26 protein-coding genes and 1 riboswitch are annotated in these 21,954 nt (G+C 52.7%); of the genes, 9 read left to right on the forward strand and 17 right to left on the reverse strand.

Translation table 11 applies throughout. The features are described from left to right. Nucleotides 1-100 precede the first annotated feature (100 nt). Together bcp and DPA2511_RS05490 are read right to left on the reverse strand one after the other, a co-directional pair. Nucleotides 101-568, reverse strand: a complete 468-nt coding sequence (bcp, locus tag DPA2511_RS05485; protein ID WP_012764692.1) for a thioredoxin-dependent thiol peroxidase — start codon at nt 566-568, stop codon at nt 101-103. A 2-nt stretch (nt 569-570) separates the two neighbouring features. Further along, on the reverse strand, nt 571-1,140 hold the full coding sequence (locus DPA2511_RS05490; protein WP_012764693.1) for a glycine cleavage system transcriptional repressor: 570 nt from the start codon (nt 1,138-1,140) through the stop codon (nt 571-573). A 147-nt stretch (nt 1,141-1,287) separates the two neighbouring features. Between DPA2511_RS05490 and dapA the strand changes: the two genes are divergently transcribed. The 6 genes from dapA (at nt 1,288) to ypfH (ending at nt 7,689) form a co-directional block, all read left to right on the forward strand. Continuing rightward, entirely contained in the window at nt 1,288-2,166 is an 879-nt protein-coding gene (gene dapA, locus DPA2511_RS05495; RefSeq protein ID WP_012764694.1) for a 4-hydroxy-tetrahydrodipicolinate synthase, read from the forward strand. Nucleotides 2,167-2,181: 15 nt separating this feature from the next. Beyond that, nucleotides 2,182-3,222 (forward strand): outer membrane protein assembly factor BamC, encoded by a 1,041-nt coding sequence (gene bamC, locus DPA2511_RS05500; RefSeq protein ID WP_012764695.1) that lies wholly within the window; start codon nt 2,182-2,184, stop codon nt 3,220-3,222. Between the two features lie 108 nt (nt 3,223-3,330). Beyond that, entirely contained in the window at nt 3,331-4,044 is a 714-nt protein-coding gene (purC, locus tag DPA2511_RS05505; protein ID WP_012764696.1) for a phosphoribosylaminoimidazolesuccinocarboxamide synthase, read from the forward strand. A 149-nt stretch (nt 4,045-4,193) separates the two neighbouring features. After that, nucleotides 4,194-4,646, forward strand: a complete 453-nt coding sequence (locus DPA2511_RS05510; RefSeq protein ID WP_012764697.1) for a DUF441 domain-containing protein — start codon at nt 4,194-4,196, stop codon at nt 4,644-4,646. A 20-nt stretch (nt 4,647-4,666) separates the two neighbouring features. After that, nucleotides 4,667-6,694, forward strand: a complete 2,028-nt coding sequence (locus DPA2511_RS05515) for a tRNA(Met) cytidine acetyltransferase TmcA (protein WP_012764698.1) — start codon at nt 4,667-4,669, stop codon at nt 6,692-6,694. A 308-nt stretch (nt 6,695-7,002) separates the two neighbouring features. After that, nucleotides 7,003-7,689 carry an esterase gene (ypfH, locus tag DPA2511_RS05520; protein ID WP_012764699.1) on the forward strand — a complete coding sequence of 229 codons (687 nt, stop codon included), beginning with the start codon at nt 7,003-7,005 and terminating at the stop codon, nt 7,687-7,689. A 167-nt stretch (nt 7,690-7,856) separates the two neighbouring features. Here the strand turns inward: ypfH and DPA2511_RS05525 are convergent, their stop codons facing one another. From DPA2511_RS05525 to DPA2511_RS05540, 4 genes are read right to left on the reverse strand one after another with little or no spacing between them, the layout of a single operon-like run. Next, nucleotides 7,857-8,045: a YpfN family protein gene (locus DPA2511_RS05525; protein WP_012764700.1), complete on the reverse strand. Its 189-nt coding sequence runs from the start codon at nt 8,043-8,045 to the stop codon at nt 7,857-7,859. After that, the gene (locus tag DPA2511_RS05530; protein ID WP_012764701.1) at nt 8,042-8,722 is read right to left on the reverse strand and encodes a M15 family metallopeptidase; all 681 of its coding nucleotides are present in this window, start codon (nt 8,720-8,722) and stop codon (nt 8,042-8,044) included. Before DPA2511_RS05530 ends, DPA2511_RS05525 begins: the two co-directional genes overlap by 4 nt. Further along, nucleotides 8,719-9,846, reverse strand: a complete 1,128-nt coding sequence (dapE, locus tag DPA2511_RS05535; RefSeq protein ID WP_012764702.1) for a succinyl-diaminopimelate desuccinylase — start codon at nt 9,844-9,846, stop codon at nt 8,719-8,721. The genes DPA2511_RS05530 and dapE overlap by 4 nt, the downstream gene beginning before the upstream one ends. Nucleotide 9,847: 1 nt before the next feature. Then, nucleotides 9,848-10,210 (reverse strand): ArsC family reductase, encoded by a 363-nt coding sequence (locus DPA2511_RS05540; protein ID WP_012764703.1) that lies wholly within the window; start codon nt 10,208-10,210, stop codon nt 9,848-9,850. Nucleotides 10,211-10,437: 227 nt separating this feature from the next. Here DPA2511_RS05540 and ypfM point away from each other — a divergent pair, with 227 nt between their 5' ends. Then, nucleotides 10,438-10,497, forward strand: a complete 60-nt coding sequence (gene ypfM, locus DPA2511_RS24215; RefSeq protein ID WP_146214195.1) for a protein YpfM — start codon at nt 10,438-10,440, stop codon at nt 10,495-10,497. Nucleotides 10,498-10,805: 308 nt separating this feature from the next. On the opposite strand, the gene DPA2511_RS05545 is transcribed toward ypfM, so the two are convergent. Further along, nucleotides 10,806-11,519, reverse strand: coding sequence for an aspartate/glutamate racemase family protein (locus DPA2511_RS05545; RefSeq protein WP_012764704.1), 714 nt, complete (start codon nt 11,517-11,519; stop codon nt 10,806-10,808). Nucleotides 11,520-11,746: 227 nt separating this feature from the next. Here DPA2511_RS05545 and cspE point away from each other — a divergent pair, with 227 nt between their 5' ends. Further along, nucleotides 11,747-11,956 (forward strand): transcription antiterminator/RNA stability regulator CspE, encoded by a 210-nt coding sequence (cspE, locus tag DPA2511_RS05550; protein ID WP_012764705.1) that lies wholly within the window; start codon nt 11,747-11,749, stop codon nt 11,954-11,956. 56 nt (nt 11,957-12,012) lie between these two features. Here cspE and crcB read toward each other — a convergent pair whose 3' ends face one another. Beyond that, a complete protein-coding gene (gene crcB, locus DPA2511_RS05555; protein WP_012764706.1) occupies nt 12,013-12,396 on the reverse strand; it encodes a fluoride efflux transporter CrcB in 384 nt (127 codons plus the stop codon). A gap of 66 nt (nt 12,397-12,462) precedes the next feature. Next, nucleotides 12,463-12,523: riboswitch (Fluoride riboswitch) on the reverse strand. A 351-nt stretch (nt 12,524-12,874) separates the two neighbouring features. Between crcB and tatE the strand changes: the two genes are divergently transcribed. Then, complete coding sequence (gene tatE, locus DPA2511_RS05560) at nt 12,875-13,072, forward strand: twin-arginine translocase subunit TatE (protein ID WP_012764707.1); 198 nt, start codon at nt 12,875-12,877, stop codon at nt 13,070-13,072. Nucleotides 13,073-13,176: 104 nt separating this feature from the next. Here the strand turns inward: tatE and lipA are convergent, their stop codons facing one another. The 9 genes from lipA to rsfS all read right to left on the reverse strand — a co-directional run bounded on the left by lipA (nt 13,177) and on the right by rsfS (nt 21,924). Beyond that, entirely contained in the window at nt 13,177-14,142 is a 966-nt protein-coding gene (gene lipA, locus DPA2511_RS05565) for a lipoyl synthase (protein ID WP_012764708.1), read from the reverse strand. Nucleotides 14,143-14,323: 181 nt separating this feature from the next. Beyond that, nucleotides 14,324-15,013 (reverse strand): lipoyl(octanoyl) transferase LipB, encoded by a 690-nt coding sequence (gene lipB / locus DPA2511_RS05570; protein ID WP_012764709.1) that lies wholly within the window; start codon nt 15,011-15,013, stop codon nt 14,324-14,326. A 92-nt stretch (nt 15,014-15,105) separates the two neighbouring features. Continuing rightward, nucleotides 15,106-15,369, reverse strand: a complete 264-nt coding sequence (gene ybeD, locus DPA2511_RS05575) for a DUF493 family protein YbeD (RefSeq protein WP_012764710.1) — start codon at nt 15,367-15,369, stop codon at nt 15,106-15,108. 138 nt (nt 15,370-15,507) lie between these two features. After that, nucleotides 15,508-16,719, reverse strand: coding sequence for a D-alanyl-D-alanine carboxypeptidase DacA (gene dacA / locus DPA2511_RS05580; RefSeq protein ID WP_012764711.1), 1,212 nt, complete (start codon nt 16,717-16,719; stop codon nt 15,508-15,510). A 176-nt stretch (nt 16,720-16,895) separates the two neighbouring features. Further along, a complete protein-coding gene (gene rlpA, locus DPA2511_RS05585; protein ID WP_012764712.1) occupies nt 16,896-18,062 on the reverse strand; it encodes an endolytic peptidoglycan transglycosylase RlpA in 1,167 nt (388 codons plus the stop codon). Between the two features lie 9 nt (nt 18,063-18,071). Next, nucleotides 18,072-19,184 carry a peptidoglycan glycosyltransferase MrdB gene (mrdB, locus tag DPA2511_RS05590; RefSeq protein ID WP_012764713.1) on the reverse strand — a complete coding sequence of 371 codons (1,113 nt, stop codon included), beginning with the start codon at nt 19,182-19,184 and terminating at the stop codon, nt 18,072-18,074. 8 nt (nt 19,185-19,192) lie between these two features. Continuing rightward, complete coding sequence (gene mrdA / locus DPA2511_RS05595) at nt 19,193-21,097, reverse strand: peptidoglycan DD-transpeptidase MrdA (RefSeq protein ID WP_012764714.1); 1,905 nt, start codon at nt 21,095-21,097, stop codon at nt 19,193-19,195. A 37-nt stretch (nt 21,098-21,134) separates the two neighbouring features. Continuing rightward, on the reverse strand, nt 21,135-21,605 hold the full coding sequence (rlmH, locus tag DPA2511_RS05600) for a 23S rRNA (pseudouridine(1915)-N(3))-methyltransferase RlmH (RefSeq protein WP_012764715.1): 471 nt from the start codon (nt 21,603-21,605) through the stop codon (nt 21,135-21,137). Between the two features lies 1 nt (nt 21,606). Further along, nucleotides 21,607-21,924: a ribosome silencing factor gene (gene rsfS, locus DPA2511_RS05605; protein ID WP_012764716.1), complete on the reverse strand. Its 318-nt coding sequence runs from the start codon at nt 21,922-21,924 to the stop codon at nt 21,607-21,609. Nucleotides 21,925-21,954 lie beyond the last annotated feature (30 nt).

Below are 21,954 nucleotides of genomic sequence, written 5' to 3' on the forward strand. Positions count from 1 at the left end.
AAAAAATAGAAAATCGGGCAGGACGCCGCGAGGATTGCCGGCGCCAGGGAAGCGGACGCCGACAGAGAAAACGAGAAGTAAGAGGGCCGTTGCCGGGCTGTCAGGCGCCCTTCAGGTAGTCCAGCACGACATCGTGGTGATTGCTGGTTTTGAAATCGTCGAAGACATTTTCAATAGCGCCGTTAGCGTCAATCAGGAAACTGATGCGATGGATGCCGTCATAGGTCTTACCCATGAAGCTTTTCTCGCCCCATACCCCAAATTGTTCCGCCACCTGATGATCCTCGTCGGACAGCAGTGTGAAGTTCAGTAGTTCCTTCTCAGTGAAGCGGGACAGCTTTTCCGGTTTATCCGTGCTGATGCCCAGGACTTCTACGCCGTGCTTTTTCAGATCGTCCATGTTGTCGCGCAGTCCGCAAGCCTGCACGGTACAACCTGGCGTCATCGCTTTGGGGTAGAAATACACCAGTACCCGTTGTCCCTGGAAGTCGGTCAAATTAACTTGTTCACCATCCTGGTCAGGCAAGCTAAATGTCGGTGCGATATCACCGGCTTTCAGTGTGTTCATCACTACTCTCCATCTTTGTCTTCGTGCTGTGGATAGTTAACCACGCTAATACTGCCTTGCGCGTTCAGTTCTGTACATAGCTGATGAAAAGCCGGCTCAATAATTAAACCGTCCAGCGTAGCCGGGCTGTGCGCGGTGATCTGAATATATAACTGCGGCAGCGCGGCACCCTCGGCGGACTGGGTTTTGGAAACCAGCTCGGCAATATTCATCTGGTGAGAGTCAAACAGATCGGTAAAGCGTTCAATGATGTGAGGGGAATCCGCGACCTCTACTTTTACCCAAACGGTGGCGGGCATCGGCGGGCGGGCCTGCGATTCGGTACGTTTCATCACGATCAACAGATCCAGTTCCGCGCCTTTAAGCGGCAGAGTGGACTCAATCAGCGTGATAGCGTTCCAACTGCCGGAAAGCAGCATGATGAAGGTGAATTCCTTGCCCAGCATTGCAAGTCGACTATCTTCGATGTTGCAGCCACAACTGCTGACGTGGCGGGTAATCGTATTAACGATACCAGTGCGGTCGGTTCCCAAGGCGGTGATGACCAGATAGTGTTCTTCCGGGCTCGGCAAAATTGTTCTTCCTGTACAGAATGTTGGGAGTAACATGGTAAACACAAAAAAAACCACCTGCCAAGCGCTTACAACCGAGGTTGCAAGCTTGCTTTTGCATAGAACTCAAAAGTACCATGAGGCACTTGTTTGTGGAGGGGATGGCCAATGTTTACGGGTAGTATTGTTGCTCTGGTTACGCCGATGGACGACAAAGGTGCCGTTGATCGTGCAAGCCTGAAAAAACTGATTGATTATCATGTCGCTAGCGGGACTGCAGCGATTGTGTCGGTGGGTACCACCGGTGAATCCGCCACGTTGGGCCATGATGAGCACGGCGAAGTGGTGATGATGACGCTGGAATTGAGCGATGGCCGTATTCCCGTTATCGCCGGAACCGGCGCCAATTCAACTGCGGAAGCCATTTCACTCACCCAACGTTTCAACGATACCGGCGTAGCCGGTTGCCTGACGGTGACGCCTTATTACAACAAGCCGACCCAGGAAGGCTTGTATCTGCACTTCAAAGCTATCGCCGAACATACCGATTTACCGCAAATTCTGTACAACGTCCCGGCGCGTACCGGTTGCGATATGCTGCCTGAAACCGTCGCCCGTCTGTCGGAAGTCAAAAATATTGTCGCCATTAAGGAAGCCACAGGGAACTTAAGCCGCGTCAGTCAGATCCAAGAACTGGTTCGTGAAGATTTCATTTTGCTGAGCGGCGATGACGCCAGCGGGCTGGACTTCATGCAATTGGGCGGCAAAGGGGTGATTTCCGTAACAGCCAACATCGCGGCCCGTGAAATGGCGGCGATGTGCGAACTGGCTGCGCAGGGGAATTTTGCCGAAGCCCGCCGTCTGAACCAGCGTTTGATGCCGCTGCATCAGAAACTGTTTGTTGAACCCAACCCCATCCCAGTGAAATGGGCGTGCAAGGCGTTGGGATTGATGGCGACCGATACGCTTCGCCTGCCGATGACCCCGTTGACGGAATCTGGCCGTACCGTGGTTGAGCAGGCCCTGAAGCAGGCGGGTTTGCTGTAACCGTTAGGAGAGTTGATGAGTTCTTCATTGCAAAAGTCGCGGGTGGCGAAGGTGGTTGGGGTTTCCCTGATCATGATGCTGGCCGCCTGTTCCAGCGATCAACGTTATAAGCGCCAGGTCAACGGCGATGAGTCTTATTTGAGCACGCCGGAGCATCGGTCGTTGAATGTGCCATCGGGTCTGATCCTGCCGCTGCAGAATAGTGATTTCGATATTCCAGCGACCACGCCGAACGGTGCTTTGGGCAAGGCGTTGGATATTCGGCCGCCGGCACAGCCGCTGGCGTTGTTGAACGGTTCTCGTGGACAGACTGTCGGCAATACGGCAACGCTGTTGCTGGAAAACAGCGCGCGTAACAGCCATCTCTGGCCGCAGATTGTGCAGGTGCTGCAATCCAGAAATTATGCTATCGCCAGCCGTCAGGATGCCAACCAGACCTTGACCACCGACTGGATCTCCTGGAAGCGTGAAGACGAAGATGTGGCTTATCAGGCGCGTTATCAGATAAGCCTGCAAGCGCAAGGGTATCAGTTGGCGTTAACGGTAAAACAGCTGGAACTGCAGCAAAATACCCGTCCGGTGACAGACGGAACCGAGATTCAACGTTATACCGCCCAGATGCTCAACACACTGTCTGATGCGCTGGATAAGCGCCTGAACGAGAGCGATAACGCGCTGGCCGGCCGTAATAGCCAACAGTTGAACGTTCAGAGCGGAGCGGATGATTCCGGTTTGCCGTTGTTGGTGGTGCGCGGCCCGTATAATCAGGTCTGGGATCGTCTGCCGAAAGCGCTGGAAAGCATCGGCATGCAAGTGGGCGATCGTAGCCGTCCGCAGGGTTCCATAACCATCACCTATAAAGCGCCGGGCAGTTCGACCTGGGATGCGCTGGGCGCCAAAGATCCGCAATTGCCGAAGGGCGACTACAAATTGCAGGTCGGCGATTTAGGCAACCGCAGTACGCTACAGTTTATCGACGCCAAGGGTCATACGCTGACCCAGTCGCAGAATGATGCGCTGGTTTCGGTGTTCCAGGCCGCGCTAACCAAATCGTAAGCGGCAAGTAATGCAAGGGTCGGTTAGCCGACCCTTCTTCATTAAGTTATCGACGAGTTAAATCACCGGGCCGTGTGCCGTGGCCCTTACTTGTGTGGAGTATTAAAGATGCAAAAGCTAGCTGAGTTGTATCGCGGAAAAGCGAAAACGGTCTACACCACGGACGATCCTGATCTGCTGGTGTTGGAGTTCCGCAATGATACGTCAGCAGGGGACGGCGCTCGCATTGAACAGTTCGATCGCAAAGGGATGGTGAACAACAAGTTCAACCATTTCATCATGACCAAACTGGCGGATGCGGGTATCCCGACCCAGATGGTGCAACTGTTGTCTGACAACGAAGTGCTGGTAAAAAAGCTGGATATGGTGCCGGTTGAATGTGTGGTGCGTAACCGCGCTGCAGGGTCGTTGGTGAAACGCCTGGGCATCAAGGAAGGTGAAATCCTCAATCCGCCGTTGTTTGATTTATTCCTGAAAAACGACGCCATGCATGACCCGATGGTTAATGAGTCGTACTGCAAAACGTTCGGTTGGGTGAGTGAAGAAAACCTGGCTCGTATGAAGGAACTGACTTACAAGGCGAACGATGTACTCAGCAAGCTGTTCGATGACGCTGGTCTGATCCTGGTGGACTTCAAACTGGAGTTCGGTCTGTTTAAGGGCGAAGTGGTGCTGGGTGACGAATTCTCCCCCGATGGCAGTCGTCTGTGGGATAAGGAAACGTTGGATAAAATGGATAAAGACCGTTTCCGTCAGAGTCTGGGTGGTCTGATTGAAGCCTATGAGGAAGTGGCACGCCGTTTAGGGGTAAAACTGGACTAACAGCGCAATCGTTTACGTTTTCGCGGGCGACACCATATCGCCCGCCATATCACTGTGAAAAATCTTGATCGAGCCGCGCCGCAGCAGCCAATAATCAGTGCTATGATTGCCCGCCTGTTTGTGACCTGTTATCCCGGCAAGGATTTTTCATGGCCTCTCTTGATTCGCCCCTGCTTATTTTGCTGGTGCTCGCAGTATTGGGTATCGTCAGCCATAACATGACGATTACGCTGGCGGTTTTGTTCCTGCTGGTGGTTCGTTTTACTCCCCTTAATCATTTTTTCCCCTGGGTGGAAAAGTACGGCCTGTCGTTTGGGATATTGGTGTTGACTATCGGCGTTCTGGCGCCGATTGCCAGCGGAAAGATTGCCGCTTCGGAAGTGGTTCAGGCGTTTCTGAACTGGAAATCGTTGCTGGCCGTCATCATCGGTATCGCGGTGTCTTGGCTGGGTGGGCGGGGCGTGTCCCTGATGAGTAATCAGCCGTCGGTGGTTGCCGGGTTATTGGTCGGAACCGTGATAGGTGTCGCGTTGCTGCGTGGCGTACCGGTGGGGCCGCTGATCGCCGCCGGGCTGCTGTCCCTATTGATTGGCAAAGGGTAGACCTGCGGGGCGTAAATAGGGTGGAAGCTTTTGTTGTCAGCCAACAGCAGCAACAGCGCAGTGGTATCCGACGGCTGTTAGTGCTGAGCGGCGAACGAAACTGGTGCTTGCAGGAGGCGATATTTCTGCGTGGTTTGCTGGCGGGCGATTGGTTGTGGGTTGGGCCGACAGCGCCGGCGGTAAATTATCCCTCGTTGGCGGCGCGTCAGGTTCGCGGCTTGTTGGGACATGAGTATCTGCACGCGGTCTTCGATGCCCGGGATGGCCTCGATGTAGAATCGTTGGTTATGCTGGCCGGTACGTTACGCGCAGGAAGTTGGTTGATTCTGCTGGCTCCTGCCTGGGATGACTGGGCGTTTGTCCCCGACGCCGATAGCCTGCGCTGGAGTGAACAACCCGCCCCTATCGCCACCCCCCGTTTTATCCAACATATGCAACAATGTCTGCTGGCTGACCCGGAGGTGGTTCTGTGGCGTCAGCATACGAATCCAGTGATTTCCCTACCCGTCAGCCGACCGGACTGGACGCCAGCCAATGGCACGCCTTCGGCAGAACAGCGCGCGCTTTTGCAACGCTTGCTGGCTGAAAAACCGGCCATTTCCGTTATTACAGCTCCTCGTGGGCGGGGAAAATCAACGCTGGCTGGTATGTTGGCGCGCCGATGTCAGTCTGAATGCTGGGTAACGGCACCCTCGCGATCCGCATCAGATATCTTGCTGCAACAAGCCGGAGAACAGGTTCGTTTCTGGGCGCCGGATGCGTTACTGGACTATTGTCGGCAACCTGGTTCGGTAACGGCAGAATGGCTACTGATTGATGAGGCTGCCGCGATTCCGACTCCGCAGCTGGCGGCGCTGCTGCCATTTTTCCGCCATGTGGTTATGACGACGACCGTGCTGGGATATGAAGGAACCGGGCGCGGTTTCTTGCTGAAATTTTGCGCCTCCTTGCCGGCATGGCGGGAGATGTCGCTGACGGAGCCTTTGCGCTGGGCGGTTGATGATCCTGTCGAGCGGGTGCTGGATCGCATCATGATGTTTGATGCAGAGCAGTCGGTCGCCGCACGGGTCGATGCCCCTTTCGTCGATAGCGATGAGTCTCGTGACCGTTGGCAATCTGAACCCACACGTTTGGCCGAATGTTATGGTTTGCTTTGCAGCGCCCATTACCGCACATCGCCGCTGGATTTGCGCCGGTTGCTGGATGCGCCTGGGATGCATATCACCAGCGTGCGCGGGCGTCAGGGGATTGTCGGGGTGGTTTGGCTGGTGGATGAAGGCGGGTTATCCGAGGCTCTGGCGCGGGAAGTTTGGGCCGGACGGCGGCGTCCGCGCGGCAATCTGGTGGCTCAGTCATTGGCGGCGCACGGTAATCAGTGGCGGGCGCCGGTGCTGCGTTCGCGCAGAATCACCCGAATTGCGGTGTTGGCTGCGCACCGGTGTCAGGGCATTGGGCAGGCGTTGGTCGCGGCCCAGGTACGGCAGGCCCGACAGCTGGGGATCGATTTTCTTTCGGTCAGCTTTGGTTTTCAGCCCGATCTCTGGCAATTCTGGCAGCGTTGCGGTTTTCAATTGGCGCGCATCGGCACTCATGTCGAGGCCAGTAGTGGGTGCTACAGCGTCATGGCGATTTTGCCGCTTAGCGAGGAAGGGCATCGACTGGCGCAGGATGCGTACCGGCAGTTGTGTCGAGATGGAGTCGAGCGGTATAACGCGCAACTGTTGCCGCTTACGCTGCCGTCGATGGATGTTGATTCCTTAACTTCGCAGGATTGGATGAATCTGGCCGGTTTTGCGCTGGCTTATCGCACGCCGGAGGCTTGTCGGGATGCGTTGGTTCGTTTGCTCCGACATTCTCCGTTACCCCTTGAAGCGCTGCGTTTATGGCTTGAACGACAGTGGTCGGTAGGGGAGATTGCGGCGTATCTTCAAATATCCGGCCGTAAAGCGTTGGTGCGCCTGTGGCGAGGCGAATGTGCGGATGCCTTGCAGCGACTTGACGCATGCTTGTATCAGCGTTGGCGTGATTGGGTGGTTTTAGCTGATTGAGCGACTGCGCTAGCAAATATGTGGTGTGAATACCCATACGAATGGTGTGTCTGATACGCGGGTAACGTGATGTTCCAAATGTCACTTCTGCTTTTGTTTTTCCCTCAAGTGGTGTTGATCACATTTTTTTAACTTCACGCGGTTTTCTGACGGTTAATTTTTAACCTTTATCTACACTGATCCTGATACAGGATAATGGAATGACTTGTTCAATAAACCTCAATATTTACCGGTCAATGAGAGGCGTATAGTGGCGAAATTCACACTTTTATGACGGTTTTCTGGCGAAAGCCAGCGGGAGACGTGACATGAAACATGATTACTTCGTGGTGCAGAATCCACCCTCGCCCAAACAACTTTTTTTGCTGTATCACGGTGTAGGAGATAACCCGGTATCGATGGGGCAGATAGGGCGTTATTTCGCGCATGCATTTCCCATGGCGCTGGTTGTCAGCGTTGGCGGTCCAGAGCGTTTCGCCATGGGGGAAGGGCGCCAATGGTTTTCGGTTCAGGGGGTGACGGAAGAAAACCGCGTTCATCGGATCAAGGCCATCATGCCACGTTTTATTGAAACGGTGCGTTACTGGCAGGATAAATCCGGCATCGATTATACGCATACCGCACTGATTGGATTCTCCCAGGGCTCCATCATGATTCTGGAGGCCTTAAAGACGGAGAAAAGTCTGGCGGGACGGGTGGTGGCGTTTAGCGGTCGGTTCGCTGCGTTGCCGGAGCAGCCTATGTACGATGTTGTGGTGCATCTGGTGCATGGCGAAAATGATCCGGTCATTGCGGCGGAACATGCCCAACAGGCAGCCATGAGTTTACGAGCGCAAGGTTCTGACTTCACTCTGGATCTGGTACCAGATTTAGGGCACGCGATTGACGACCGTATGATGGATTACGCACTGGATCGTTTGCATCATTATATTCCCAAGCGCTTTTGGGATGAGGCTGTACTGGGTATCCGAGGCGAGCTGGTCGCCTTTCGCTAAGGTTTTATGCCAACACCAGAGAAAGCCGAGCAGTAACGAGAAACATCGCAGAAGGAACGTGGAGCGGGGAAGCAATAACCCCGCTCCACGTTTTTTATTGTCAGCGGTGAACCACTTCCTTGGGAGGTGGTGGTTGTGTATGCGTGGAGCTGATATTGTTGTGTCGATTAGGGCTTCTTTTGCGGCCAGTCGTCTTCTTTATCCCACTCGGCATTGTTATCCCGATGCGGGGGCAGCGGCGGTTTATTCTGCAGAAAACGTTTATGGTCGAGACGGTACAAGGCCTTGATGCCGTTAATCAACATCCCCAACAGGATCAGCAATACGATCCACCAATAGTCAGCCAGCCAGTTCATTGTGGCTCCTTATCAACAGAAGCAATAAATCGTTCGAACCATGCGGAAAGGTGCGCTTTTAACCAATTTTGCCCGGCGATCTCTTCACCATGCCAAGCCTGCAGGAGTACATCCGGAGTCAGTAACTGAGCGGCTGCGGACGCCAGAGGGGCATAACTGATATGCCAGGGCTCGACGGCTACTCCACCATGATCCTGCGCAAATGGGCGATAAAAGCCGAACGCGGCCATATTGTCCGTCAGCCAGATGTTCAACGCTGCAAAATATCCACCGGGTTCGTATTCCCAGGGCTCTAATTGGAGCGGTTGTCCTTCCGGCAGGCAGTCAGGATCGTAGATGTCCAGATCGCTACCCCAATGATGACGACTGGCTCCTGGCAATGCCGACCAACGTAATATCGCTTCGCAACGTTCGCCTTCATTAAGCGTCAGGGCATCAATCGGTTTGCTGCTCTGATCAAGCAGAGGGCGCTGGCCGTTGAATTTGCCGTTCCAGATCAGGCGCTGACGTTCAAAATCCCGAAAAGTGCTGGCAGGTTGCAGATTAAAGCCCGCCTGTCGAGCAGCCTGCTGTAGAGCCAGGAAGGCATGAACGGCTTCTGGCTGGAGGCGGTGAGACCCGGCCAACGTTGCCAGATGGCGGTCGCTTTTTCCCGTCAGGCAGGCTATGGCTATCATGCGATGAGTTGCTCCATGATGTGCTGATACATGTTGCTTAGTAGCGATAAATCATCTGCGCTGACGCACTCATTCACTTTATGGATGGTGGCGTTTACCGGCCCGAGCTCCACCACTTGCGCCCCCATGCGAGCGATAAACCTGCCATCCGATGTGCCGCCGTTAGTCAGCAGTTGTGGGGTCATCTGGCTGTGATGTTCCACCGCGCTGACGACGGCATCCACCAGTGCTCCTCGTGCCGTCAAAAACGGATGCCCTGACAACCACCACTCCAGTGTGTAATCAAGCTGATGGCGATCGAGTAGCGCCTGTACTCGTTGTTTTATGGTTTCATCCGTTAGCTCGGTGCTGAATCGAAAGTTGAACTGCACATAGAGTTCGCCGGGGATGACGTTATTACTTCCCGTGCCAGCTTGTATGTTGGCTATCTGCATGCTGGTGGGGGGAAAAAACTCATTGCCTTCATCCCAGATGGTTGAAACCAACTCGTTCAGCGCCGGCATCGCCCGGTGTACCGGGTTATCCGCCAGATGAGGATAGGCAACATGCCCTTGAATGCCATGAATGCGCAGGTTAGCGGTGATAGAGCCGCGTCGACCGTTTTTGACGACGTCTCCGAGGCGCTCGGTACTGGAGGGTTCGCCAACCAGACAATAATCCAGCCGTTCCTGGCGGGCCATGAGGGCTTCAACCACTTTGACCGTACCATACGTCGCTTTGGCTTCTTCATCCGAGGTAATCAGGAACGCTAACCTCCCCTGGTGATGGGGATGAGTGGCGACAAAACGTTCTGCAGCAACAACCATGGCGGCCAGTGAGCCTTTCATATCAGCTGCGCCACGGCCGTATAGCATGCCTTCATGGCATGTTGGCTCAAAGGGGGGAAATTTCCATAGCCCAGCGTCGCCAGTTGGAACGACATCGGTATGTCCGGCAAAGGCCAGCGTTTTTCCGTTGCCACGCCATGCCCAAAAATTACGTGTATCGCCAAAATCCATTCTTTCAATAGTAAAACCGATATTATGCAGGCGTTCGATCATCAGCTCCTGACAACCGGCATCGTCCGGGCTGAGGGATGGTCGTTGGATAAGCTGTTGGGCCAGTTCGATTACCGGGCAAGACACGTTATTTATTCTCCGTCAAAAAGTGCTGATAACTTTCTTCGCTGAAGCCGAGCAGTGTTTGCTGGTCATGGGTGACGAGCAAGGGGCGTTTAATCAATGAAGGGTGTTCCAGCATAACAGTCTTTGCTGCAGATTCATTGTCGATTGTGATGCGGACGGCCTCATCCAGCTTACGCCAAGTCGTTCCACGGGTGTTCAGCAGGGCCTGCCAACCAGCCAGTGCTATCAGCGATTGCAGTAACTTGTCGTCCAGACCGTCGGTTCGGTAGTCATGAAAGCGGTAGTCAATATGGTTGTTTTCCAGCCAGCGGCGAGCTTTTTTGATCGTGTCGCAGTTCTTGATGCCGTACATCGTGATGGCCATTATTCTGAAACCTGTTGTTTTTTATCTGTTAAAGAATAGAAAAGCATACAACAGAACGGGGGATACGGCGGAATATTAAAATAGTCTTAATAAATCATTGAGTTATCGGACGTGTCGTTTTTCAGAAATGCGAAGAAGAGCACAATAATGTGCCCCAAAACAATTTTTATGGTCAAAAAAGAAGCGTATAATAACCTCACGATCCAAATAAGCCGTAAGGAGTCATCATGATCGAAATCGAACTCAACAACTGGAAAAGCTTCATCGACGCGATGCTGCGTAAGTAATTGTTGATGTTTTTAGACTAGTACAATTCTGTCTGTTGTCATTAGTTACCAGGAACCTGATTTACCATAACCAAAGCAGTAATCCCATGGGTTACTGCTTTTTTATTGGCTTAATAGGCTGATTATAAAAATTAATTTTTCCTTAAGACGAGAAGTCATATTCGGGAAATGCTTTAATTTTGTTTTTGTTATTGTGATATTCATCACGAAAAAAGCCGACGCCGTTTCTGTCGGCGCATACTGGCAGAGTGGCGTTAAATGGGGATATCTGAGCAAATAAAAGAGGTTATTATTTTTATTTCCATACATTAATTATGGATATTGCTCGTGCCGAGCGCGAAACGTGCTGCAGCCAGAGCATGCAAATGTGTGGTGTCCAGCAAGGGCAGGGTGATGTCTTCAGCTCGCAGGAGCAATGGGAGTTCAGTACACCCCAAAATGATGCCTTCCGCACCTTGCAGCTGTAGTTCGGCGACTATCTGGCACAGTGTTTGTCGGGAGCTATCAAGAAAGCGACCAAGACACAGTTCGTCAAAGATGATGCGATTGATTTCATTGCGCGCATGGCTATCGGGCGTGAGTACCTGGAGTGCGAATTTTTCCTCTAATCGACAGCGGTAAAAGTCTTGCTCCATCGTATAGCGGGTGCCAAGCAGTGCGATAGAAGAGAGATTCTGTTGTTTAATACTGTGAGCGGTGGCATCTGCGATATGAATCAAAGGAAGACCACTACGTTGTTCGACAGTTTCGGCTACTTTGTGCATGGTGTTAGTACAAATGACCAGCGCTTCTGCTCCTGCGAGTTTCAGTCCGAATGCTGCTTGTGCCAGGTATTCCGCTGCTGCGTCCCAATCACCGGCAGATTGCATGCGCTCTATGTCGTGGAAATCCGCGCTGTGTAATACCAGCCGCGCAGAGTGGAGCCCGCCCAGTGCTTCCTTGATATGCTGATTGATCAACCGGTAATAGATGAGTGTCGATTCCCAGCTCATGCCTCCAAGCAATCCCAACGTTTTTTGCATTCTTCCTTCACCTGTCTATATCAATCGAAAATATCGTTATACAGGCGGCTAACATACCAGATGATCCAGGTATCGTTCCCGAATATGTCGGATTAATGGCTTCCGTTCACTTTTTTATCGGGTTTTCTCACTTTTTGGTGATGTTCGGCTGGACAAATGGCTCGCCAATTGCTGTACTGTCTCAGACACAGATTTTGTGTCGTTCATTTCATGTAAAGGTAATTTTGATGTCTAAGATTAAAGGTAGCGTTAAGTGGTTTAATGAGTCCAAAGGATTCGGTTTCATTACTCCGGAAGATGGTAGCAAAGATGTATTCGTACACTTCTCCGCTATCCAGAGCACTGGTTTCAAAACCCTGGCTGAAGGTCAGCGCGTAGAGTTTGAAATCACTAACGGTGCTAAAGGTCCTTCCGCTGCTAACGTTATCGCTATTTAATTAAATACCGATTTCCTGAAAAACCCGCCTAGTGGCGGGTTTTTATTTGGCTGACTTCAATGTGAAGTCAGCCAGCCTACCAACGCGAAAGCGAGGGCGGTCATGAGTAACGATCCTGCCAGATTAAGTAGCAGGTTTAGTAATGCCGCTACCCATTCCCCATTTTGTAATAACGCTACGACTTCAAACGAAAAAGTTGAAAATGTGGTTAATCCTCCACAAAAGCCAGTGGTAATAAATAACTTCCAGTGAGGACTGAGGTCTGGCTGGCGTATAAACATACTCATGGCGGCCCCGATGATGAATGCACCGGTAAGATTTGCTATCAGCGTGCCTGCTGGCATCTGTGGAAACACGCTATTGAAACGTACACTCAACTGCCAGCGTAATAGGCTCCCAATACCACCACCAAGAAAAACGGCAAGTAACGTACTGTACATAGTCACCTTTTATTCAACAGTAGGTTAGGCGAGTCTCAGAAAGGCGTGATGCTACGCCCTTGCGAGAGGTTCGTAGACATCATCAGCCAGAAGGCGGTTATGGAGGAATGTCATCTCCGTCATTGACGGCAGAATTTTACCTGTCTCATCGTGGTTTGGGTAGTTTGTATGGTTTTGCAGAATGTATATCTGCTTGCATTGCCCGAAAGCTTTCAAATTTGAAAGTGACGCTATCCTTGAGCGATCGGTGAAATGTATTCGGACACAAGACGCCAGTTCCCTGTTTTAAGTCACAATCACTTTCCGTTGTCTGTATTACGATAGAAAAGGTCGGAGCGTTCTGGCGATAAAAGTAGCGATTGATAGTGTGTTGTCTTATTCTGTTACAGATAATCATTGTCTTATCCGGCGGATCGTTTAAAACAGAGTTATGTAAAGCGCGCTGGCTTTCCCGGCTCACATCATCAGGTAGATAGTTATGGAAATTAGTGTTACCAAACTTTTGGTTGTAGCGGTATTGGTTGTTCTGTTATTTGGAACCAATAAACTCCGCTCACTGGGTGGCGACCTTGGCGCAGCGATCAAAGGTTTCAAAAAGGCCATGAATGAAGAGCAACCTGCTGCCAAGCAGGAAGAGCATACTTCTTCTATCAGCGATAACCGCCACAAAGAGTAATAACCACTCTGCGTATTGCCGAATTGAAAGCGGGTGACTTTGTCACCCGCTTTTTGCTGTATCTGCTATTTCGGTAAAAAAATATTTCGTTGCCTGGGGCGTTATTATTTTACTTCGACGCCTTTTGCCTGCAGATCGGCATGGTAAGACGAACGAACAAACGGACCGCATGCCGCATGTGTAAAGCCCATCGCCAATGCTTCGGTTTTCATTGAATCGAATTCCTCCGGGCTAACGTAGCGTTTAACCGGTAGATGATGGCGGCTTGGCTGTAGGTATTGGCCCAGTGTCAACATCGTGACGCCATGACGGCGTAGATCGCGCATGACGTCCAGAATTTCATCATTGGTTTCCCCCAACCCGACCATCAAGCCTGACTTGGTAGGAATGTCCGGATGTACTTCCTTGAATTTCTCCAACAGCTTGAGCGACCATGCATAATCGGCACCTGGGCGCACTTGCCGGTAGAGACGGGGAACATTTTCCAGATTGTGGTTGAAAACATCAGGTGGCGTTGCCGTGAGAATATCCAGTGCGCGATCCATCCGGCCGCGGAAGTCCGGTACCAGCGTTTCTATCTTGATGACGGGATTTTTACGACGGATAGCGCTAATGCAGTCGGCAAAATGCTGCGCGCCGCCATCGCGTAGGTCATCGCGATCGACCGAGGTGACGACAACATAGCGCAGCCCCATGTCGTGAATGGTTTGCGCCAGTTTTTCCGGTTCATTAGCATCTGGCGTGATTGGGCGTCCATGGGCAACGTCGCAGAAAGGGCAACGACGGGTACAGATGGCGCCAAGGATCATAAAGGTCGCCGTTCCATGGTTAAAACATTCGGCCAGATTGGGGCAGGACGCTTCTTCGCAAACAGAGTGAAGGCCATTGCGACGCATTGCGTCCTTTATGCCTTTGATTCGGCTGGAATCGGCCGGGAGTTTGATTTTCATCCATTCCGGTTTACGCAGCAGTTCCTGACGCTCGGTGGCAACGGTACGTACCGGGATCAATGCCATTTTATCGGCGTCGCGGTACTTAACGCCACGTTCGATCTGAATCGGTTTACTCATGTTTGCGTCGTTCCAGGTTTAATTCGCACTCATAAATCTATTTTAAAATCATGAGATTGCGGGATTGATTAAACTTTTTTTTAAAAACTCACCAAATTATATCATCTTTGCTCGCACCGAGCAGCTTGATAGCGGTGAAATGCGGTGAAAATGTAAATAAAATGTAATTTATAGATCTATCTCACTGGGAACGCGGCAAGGGTTCGCCTTGTTGTTCCCACTTCCAGTCAAGCCATTCACTGTGACGATAACCCAGCATTTGCATAAATGCCCGAACCATGACTGGCGCGATGTCCTCCGGGCGGGCTCCCGGTACCAGCGTGCTGAGTTGGGTCATTGCCATACCGGCGTAACCACAAGGATTGATGCGCAGGAATGGGGACAGATCCATATCGATGTTCAATGCAAGGCCATGAAATGAGCAACCATGACGAATGCGTAGCCCCAGCGAGCAGATCTTGCTCTCGTTTACATAAACGCCGGGGGCATCGGGCCGGGCATAAGCATCGACACCAACGTGTGCGAGCGTATTGATGACGGTGTTCTCAATAGCCGTTACCAATGAACGAGCGCCGGTTTTACGGCGTTTAATGTCGACGAGTACGTACATAACCTGCTGCCCCGGGCCATGGTAAGTAACCTGCCCGCCGCGATCGCTCTGGATTACCGGAATATCGCCGGGCATCAGGACATGTTCGGCTTTCCCGGCCTGGCCTTGCGTGAAGACGGGATGATGCTGCACCAGCCAGATTTCATCCTGGCTGCTGTCGTTACGTAATTCGGTGAAATGATGCATTGCCAGAGAGACCGGCTCGTAAGGCTGTACGCCGAGCTGACGTACAATGATCGTGTCCTGTTGCAAGAGTGTCATCTTCAGGTTAAGGAAGAATGGGCGCCATTATAACGGTGCGACAGGGGAGCGGGTAGCGTTTTCCCCTGTCGTCCAGGTCTGGCAACGGGGCATTACAGCACGACGCGGACAATCTCAATTTTTCCCAACTCTTCGTACAGCGTCTCGACTTGCTCGATATGCGTTGCGGTAATGGTAATGGAAACGGAGTGGTAGTTACCCTTAGAGCTGGGTTTCACCTGCGGCGTGTAATCGCCTGGCGCATGACGCTGTACGACTTCCACCACCAGATCAACCAGTTCCGGTTTTGCCAGCCCCATCACTTTGTAGGTAAACGAGCATGGGAATTCGAGCAATTCGTTGAGTTTGGTTTTCATGGTGGCTCCAGAGTCATTCATTAATACGGAAATGCAAAAATTATTACTCCCGCCGTAGCGGGAGTATCAAGTATGGCTGAAATCAGCACGATCCTGAAATGAGCAACATTGGGGTGGTTGCCCTGAATTCAATAAGAATCAACTGAACCAACGGTGGAACATCAGCTTGATATAGTCAAACAGGCGACCAAAGATCCCGCCTTCTTTGACATCGTTCATCACGACCAGCGGTCGTTGTTCGATAACTTTGCCATCCAGTTGGAAATTGATCGTGCCCACTACCTGATTCTTGGCCAGCGGAGCATGCAGCTCGGTATTGTTGAGTACATAACTGGCTTTCAGGTCTTTCATGCGTCCGCGAGGAATAGTGATGTAAGCATCTTTTTCCACTCCCAGCGAGACCCTGTCGGCATTCCCGAACCAGACGGGTTCAGACGCGAATTCTTTGTCTGCTTTCAACGGTGCTACCGTTTCGAAGAAACGGAAACCCCATGTCAGCAGTTTTTTGCTTTCCGACTCACGCCCCTTGAAAGTACGGCCGCCCAACACTGCGGAAATCAGGCGCATCTGGCCTTCGGTTGCTGAAGCCACCAGGTTATAACCGGCGGAAGCGGTGTGACCGGTTTTGATGCCATCCACGCTCAGGCTGGAATCCCACAGCAAACCATTACGGTTCATCTGACGGATATTATTGAAAGTGAACTCTTTTTCTTTATAAGTGGCATATTCGTTCGGTACATCGCGAATCAATGCCTGGCCGATCAGCGCCATGTCGCGCGCCGAGCTATATTGGCCTTCCGCATCAAGACCGTGCACGGTCTTGAACTGTGTATTCTGCAATCCCAATGATTTAACGTAACCGTTCATCAAACTGATGAACGCATCCTGACTGCCGGCGACATAGTCAGCCATGGCGACGCAGGCGTCATTACCGGACTGGAGAATGATGCCTTTGTTCAGCATGTGAACCGGAACACGATCACCGGGTTTAAGAAACATCAGCGAAGAACCCTGAAAGTCAGGGTTGCCGGTGGCCCAGGCGTCTTTACCGATGGTCACGATGTCATTCGGGTTGATCTTCCCTGCTTTAATGGCCTGGCCGATGACATAGCTGGTCATCATCTTGGTCAGGCTGGCCGGATTGCGGCGTACATCGGCATTTTTTTCGGCCAGGACTTTACCCGAGTTGTAATCAATCAGGATGTATGCTTCGGCATCAATATCCGGAACGGCAGGAATCATGGTTTTCAGATTAATGTCTTCGGCATGGGAAAACGCAGATACGCCGAGGACGAGCAGTGTGCCGAGCACAATACGTTTAGTAAAGCGAGACGTGATTACTCTATTCATGATTGGAACAACAACATCCATGGGTATAAGTTAAAAAACGAGCCACACTATAGCAGATGAAAATCGGGGCGGCACCAGCCAATACGTTACGTGATTTTGCCATTTTTCATTAGTGACGCCGTTATTTCCGGTTCATCTGAAAGAGGGAGGTTATCCCTCTTCGCCAGACTGACTATCTACTGGGCACTTGACGCCACAGTGACAAAAGAGGGTTGCTGTGCTTCGGTCGATAGCCGTTGTTGCAGTTCAACGGCCTGTTGACGGCTCGGGAAAGGGCCAAGCTGGATGCGGTACAGTCCGTTGTTGAACGTCGCTTTGCCCGGAACGCGGAAACGTTCGCGCAGGCTATTCAGCCAGGTTTGCGCCCGTTGTTGATCGCTGAGTGCGCCCACCTGTACGACAAAATTGCCGCTACCCGCCGAGACTGGCGCGCTTGACGCCCCAGAACGTGGCGCGGTTGCTATTGGCGCTGCGTTGGAAACCGACGCTGTGGCGCCGGCAGGACTCACAGCTGGGGCGGACTCGGATCCTTCCAGTACCCCGCTGCGCAACGGTTGTGGGGATTTCAGAAAACCACCGCCACGACTGCCGCTGACAGATACCGGAATGTTCCCTGATGACGGAATCGTACTTGTGTCGACGGATGTGCTGTTTTGGGCGGTAGGCGTCAACGTGGCGTTACTTATCGGGCGGACGGCGGCTTCCGGCGTAGTGGTGGAAAGCGTCGGTGTTCCCAAACTACTGGTACCCAGATCCGGGCGCGACGGCAGCGCAAAACTCTGTCGGGCAACGCGAGTGCCTACAGTACCGGGGCCGGACAATGTGCCGTCAGGCGCCACGCTGATGAAATCGACTTTTACTTTAGTGTTGTTGGAAAGGTTGAGTCGATCGGCCGCCGCCCGCGTCAAATCGATGATGCGGCCTGGAGTATAAGGCCCGCGATCGTTAACACGCACCACCAGACGGCGCCCATTGCTCAGGTTGGTCACTCGGACATAACTGGGAATAGGGAGCGTAGGATGGGCAGCGGCAAAGGCATTGGGATTGAACTCTTCGCCAATGGCGGTGCGCGTGCCGGCTGATCCGCGGTTCTGCCAGGAGGCAAATCCCGCTTCACTGAAATTTTCCGGGTTTTTTACAATGCGATATTTTTTGTCGTTAACGGTGTAATCCTGCAGGCTGGCCGGATTATAGGGTTCGTAACGGGGTTCGACGCCGGGAATTTCTTCGACCGGACCGCTGTATGCCGTCTGGGACGCCGGCGTTTGCGATTGTTGATCTGTCGACGTACAACCCGCCAGTACCAGGCTGAGCGCCCCCATCCAAAGCCAATCCTTACGCATTGCCCACCTCTATAGATTTTTGGATAACATTTTGCGGTGCGTATGTATCGACATCACGATACCGAACCCCGCCATCAGCACAACCAGCGCCGATCCCCCGTAGCTGACCAACGGCAGCGGCACCCCAACCACCGGCAGAATACCACTGACCATACCGATGTTAACGAAAACATAGACGAAAAAGATCAACATCAGGCCGCCCACCATCACGCGCCCAAACGACGTCTGGGCGTTGGCGGCGATCACCAGGCCGCGCATGATCAGAAACAGATACAGTGCCAACAGGATCAGAACGCCGATGAGCCCCAGCTCTTCGGCTAGCACGGCGAAGATGAAATCGGTGTGGCGTTCCGGCAGAAATTCCAGCTGCGATTGCGTGCCCTGTAACCAGCCCTTACCTGATAGCCCACCGGAACCGATGGCAATTTTGGACTGAATGATGTGATAGCCGGCACCGAGCGGATCGGTTTCAGGGTCAAGTAGCATGATCACTCGATTACGCTGGTAATCGTGCATCAGGAAGAACCAGAGGATCGGGATGAATGCGGCCAGCAACAGGGCGGCGATGATAATCAACCGCCAGCTCATTCCCGCCAGGAACAGCACGAACAGGCCGGAGGCGCATATCAGCACCGCCGTACCCAGATCCGGCTGCGCAGCCACCAGCAGGGTAGGAACGAACGTCATCGCCAGTGCAATGGCGGTATTTTTCAACGAAGGCGGACACATATCGCGGTTGATGTAGCGCGCAACCATCAAGGGGACCGCAATCTTGGCGATTTCCGACGGCTGGAAGCGCAGTATGCCCAGATCCAACCAGCGTTGGGCGCCTTTACTGATCTGGCCGAAGATATCCACCATCATCAACAGAACAATACACACCACATACAGGTATGGTGCCCAGCCCTCGTAGACTCTGGGGGGGATCTGAGCCATGCCGATCATCACCACCAGCCCCAGCAGGCACTGGATAACCTTGCGTTCCATCATCCCGACGTCCTGACCGCTGGCGCTCCACATCACGAATACGCTGTAGCCCAGCAACGCCAGAACACAGAGGAGTAGCGGCAGGTCGATGTGGATTTTGGTCCAGATAGACTTTTTTTGTTGGCTGTCTGTCATGGCGATCTCTACTCTGTTTCACTACCCGGCGGCGTCGGCGCAGACACCGGCAGGCTGGTATTGTTGTCACCCAACATGATGTGGTCGAGTATCTGGCGGACAATCGTCCCTACCGCCGGCCCGGCGCCGCCGTTTTCCAGAATGATCGACATTGCCACTCTTGGGTTGTTATACGGTGCGAAGGCGGTCATCAGTTTGTGGTCGCGCAGGCGTTCCGCAATCCGGTTGGCGTTATAGGTTTCGTTTTCCTTCAGGCCGAAGACCTGCGCGGTACCGGATTTGGCTGCAATCTTGTAGGGAGCATCGGCAAAACTCTTGTGCGCCGTACCGTTTGGACGGTTGGCGACGCCGTACATTCCGTCTTTTACGATCTCCCAGTAGCCGGAGCGAATATCGCCAATTTGGCGATGCTCTGGCTGACGATAAGGCACCATGGTGCCATTCTCCTGTATCCCGCTCATTAAGTGGGGCGTTTTTACCTGGCCATCGTTGATAAGCGTAGTAAGCGCTTTCAGCATCTGAATGGGGGTGGCGGTCCAGTAACCCTGGCCAATGCCGACGGGGATAGTATCTCCCTGATACCAGGGTTTTTTATAACGCCGCATTTTCCAGTCGCGGGTCGGCATAATACCGGCACGCTCTTCAGACAAATCAATACCTGTCGACTGGCCGTAGCCGAACTTGCTCATCCACTCCGACAGCCGGTCGATACCCATATCGTAAGCCACCTGATAAAAGTAGGTATCAGCGGATTCCTCCAGCGCTTTGGTCAGGTTAAGGCGCCCATGCCCCCATTTTTTCCAGTCGCGGAACCGTTTTTCCGAACCGGGCAACTGCCACCAACCGGGATCAAACAACGAGGTATAGGGCGTGATAACGCCGGCGCTCAGCGCGGAAACGGCGATATAGGGTTTTACCGTGGATGCGGGCGGATAAATCCCTTGTGTCGTGCGGTTGATCAGCGGTCGGTTCGCATCGTTGAGCAATGCGCGGTAATCTTTGCCGGAAATACCGTCCACGAAGGGGTTAGGGTCATAGCTGGGCATGGAAACCATCGCCAAAATGCTGGCGTCGCGTGGATCCGCTACCACGACAGCGGCGCGGCTGCCTTCAAGCAATTTTTCAATGTAGAGCTGGAGGTTGAGATCCAACGTCAAATAGATGTCTTTGCCCGCCTGCGGAGGTTGTTCGTGTAACTGGCGAATAACGCGGCCACGGTTGTTGACTTCAACCTCTTCATAACCGGGCTTGCCGTGCAGAATGTCTTCGTAATAACGCTCGATACCCAGTTTGCCGATGTCATGGGTGGCGGCGTAGTCGGCAAGTTTATCGTCCTTGTCCAGCCGTTCGAGATCTTTATCGTTGATTTTCGAGACATAGCCGATGACGTGGGTCAGCGCGGATCCATAGGGGTAATAACGCCGTTGATAGCCTTTTACCTCGATACCGGGAAATCGGTATTGGTTGACGGCAAATCGGGCGACTTCCACTTCGGTCAGACCGGTCTTGATGGGAATCGAGGTGAAACGGCGGGAACGTTTGCGTTCTTTTCTAAAGTTGTCCAGATCTTCATCGGTAAGATCGAGAATGGGTTTCAGTTCCTGCAGTGTGGCTTCCAGGTTGTTGACTTTTTCCGGGATCAGTTCCAGTTGATAGATGGTGCGGTTGAGCGCCAGCGGAATACCGTTGCGATCGTAGATAATGCCGCGGCTGGGTGCGATCGGCACCAGTTTGATGCGGTTTTCATTCGAACGGGTGCGGTAATCGTCGAAACGTAATATCTGCAGATGATAGAGATTGGCGACCAGGATGCCGGAAAGCAACAAAATGCCGAGGAATGCCACCAGTGCCCGACGCACAAATAGCGCAGCCTCAGCCGTATAGTCACGAAAGGGTTTACGTTCTATGTTCATCCAGCGATTGTTACTTCACGTGATTCATCGTATCGCCTTACTCCCGGTGGTAAGGATGATTTGTGGTAATGCTCCAGGCGCGGTACAAGCTTTCCGCCACCAGAACCCGCACCAGCGGATGCGGCAATGTCAACGGCGATAGCGACCAGCTCTGTTCCGCCGCTGCTTTGCACTGTGGTGCAAGACCTTCGGGGCCGCCAATCAGCAGACTGACATCCCGACCATCCTGTTTCCAGCGTTCCAGTTGGGTTGCCAGTTGCGGCGTTTCCCAGGGCGTACCGGGAATATCCAGCGTCACGATACGATTCCCCTTGCCCACGGCTGCCAGCATTTGCTCGCCTTCACGTTCCAGTATTCGCTTGATGTCGGCGTTCTTTCCCCGTTTTCCCGCCGGAACCTCTACCAGCTCCAACGGCATGTCTTTGGGGAAACGACGCAGATAATCGGTAAAACCGGTCTGTACCCAGTCAGGCATTCTGGTGCCGACAGCAACCAGTTGCAGTTTCATGTCAGCCCCAGAGTTTTTCCAGCTCATACAGGTGGCGGCTGTCTTCCTGCATGACATGGACGATCACATCGCCCAAATCGACCACAACCCAGTCGGCGTCATTAGCGCCTTCTACGCCCAGCGGTATCAGACCGGCGGCGCGCGATTCTTGTACTACGTGGTCGGCAATCGACATCACATGGCGGCTGGATGTTCCGGTGCAGATAATCATACAGTCAGTGATACTGGATTTGCCCTTTACGTCGAGAGCGACGATATCCTGACCTTTTAAATCGTCAATTTTATCAATCACGAAGTCTTGGAGTGCTTGGCCTTGCAAAGGTTCCCCCCTTGGGTGCTGCTGAATAGA

The sequence above is a fragment of the Musicola paradisiaca NCPPB 2511 genome (genome assembly GCF_000400505.1).
GTDB lineage: Bacteria > Pseudomonadota > Gammaproteobacteria > Enterobacterales > Enterobacteriaceae > Musicola > Musicola paradisiaca.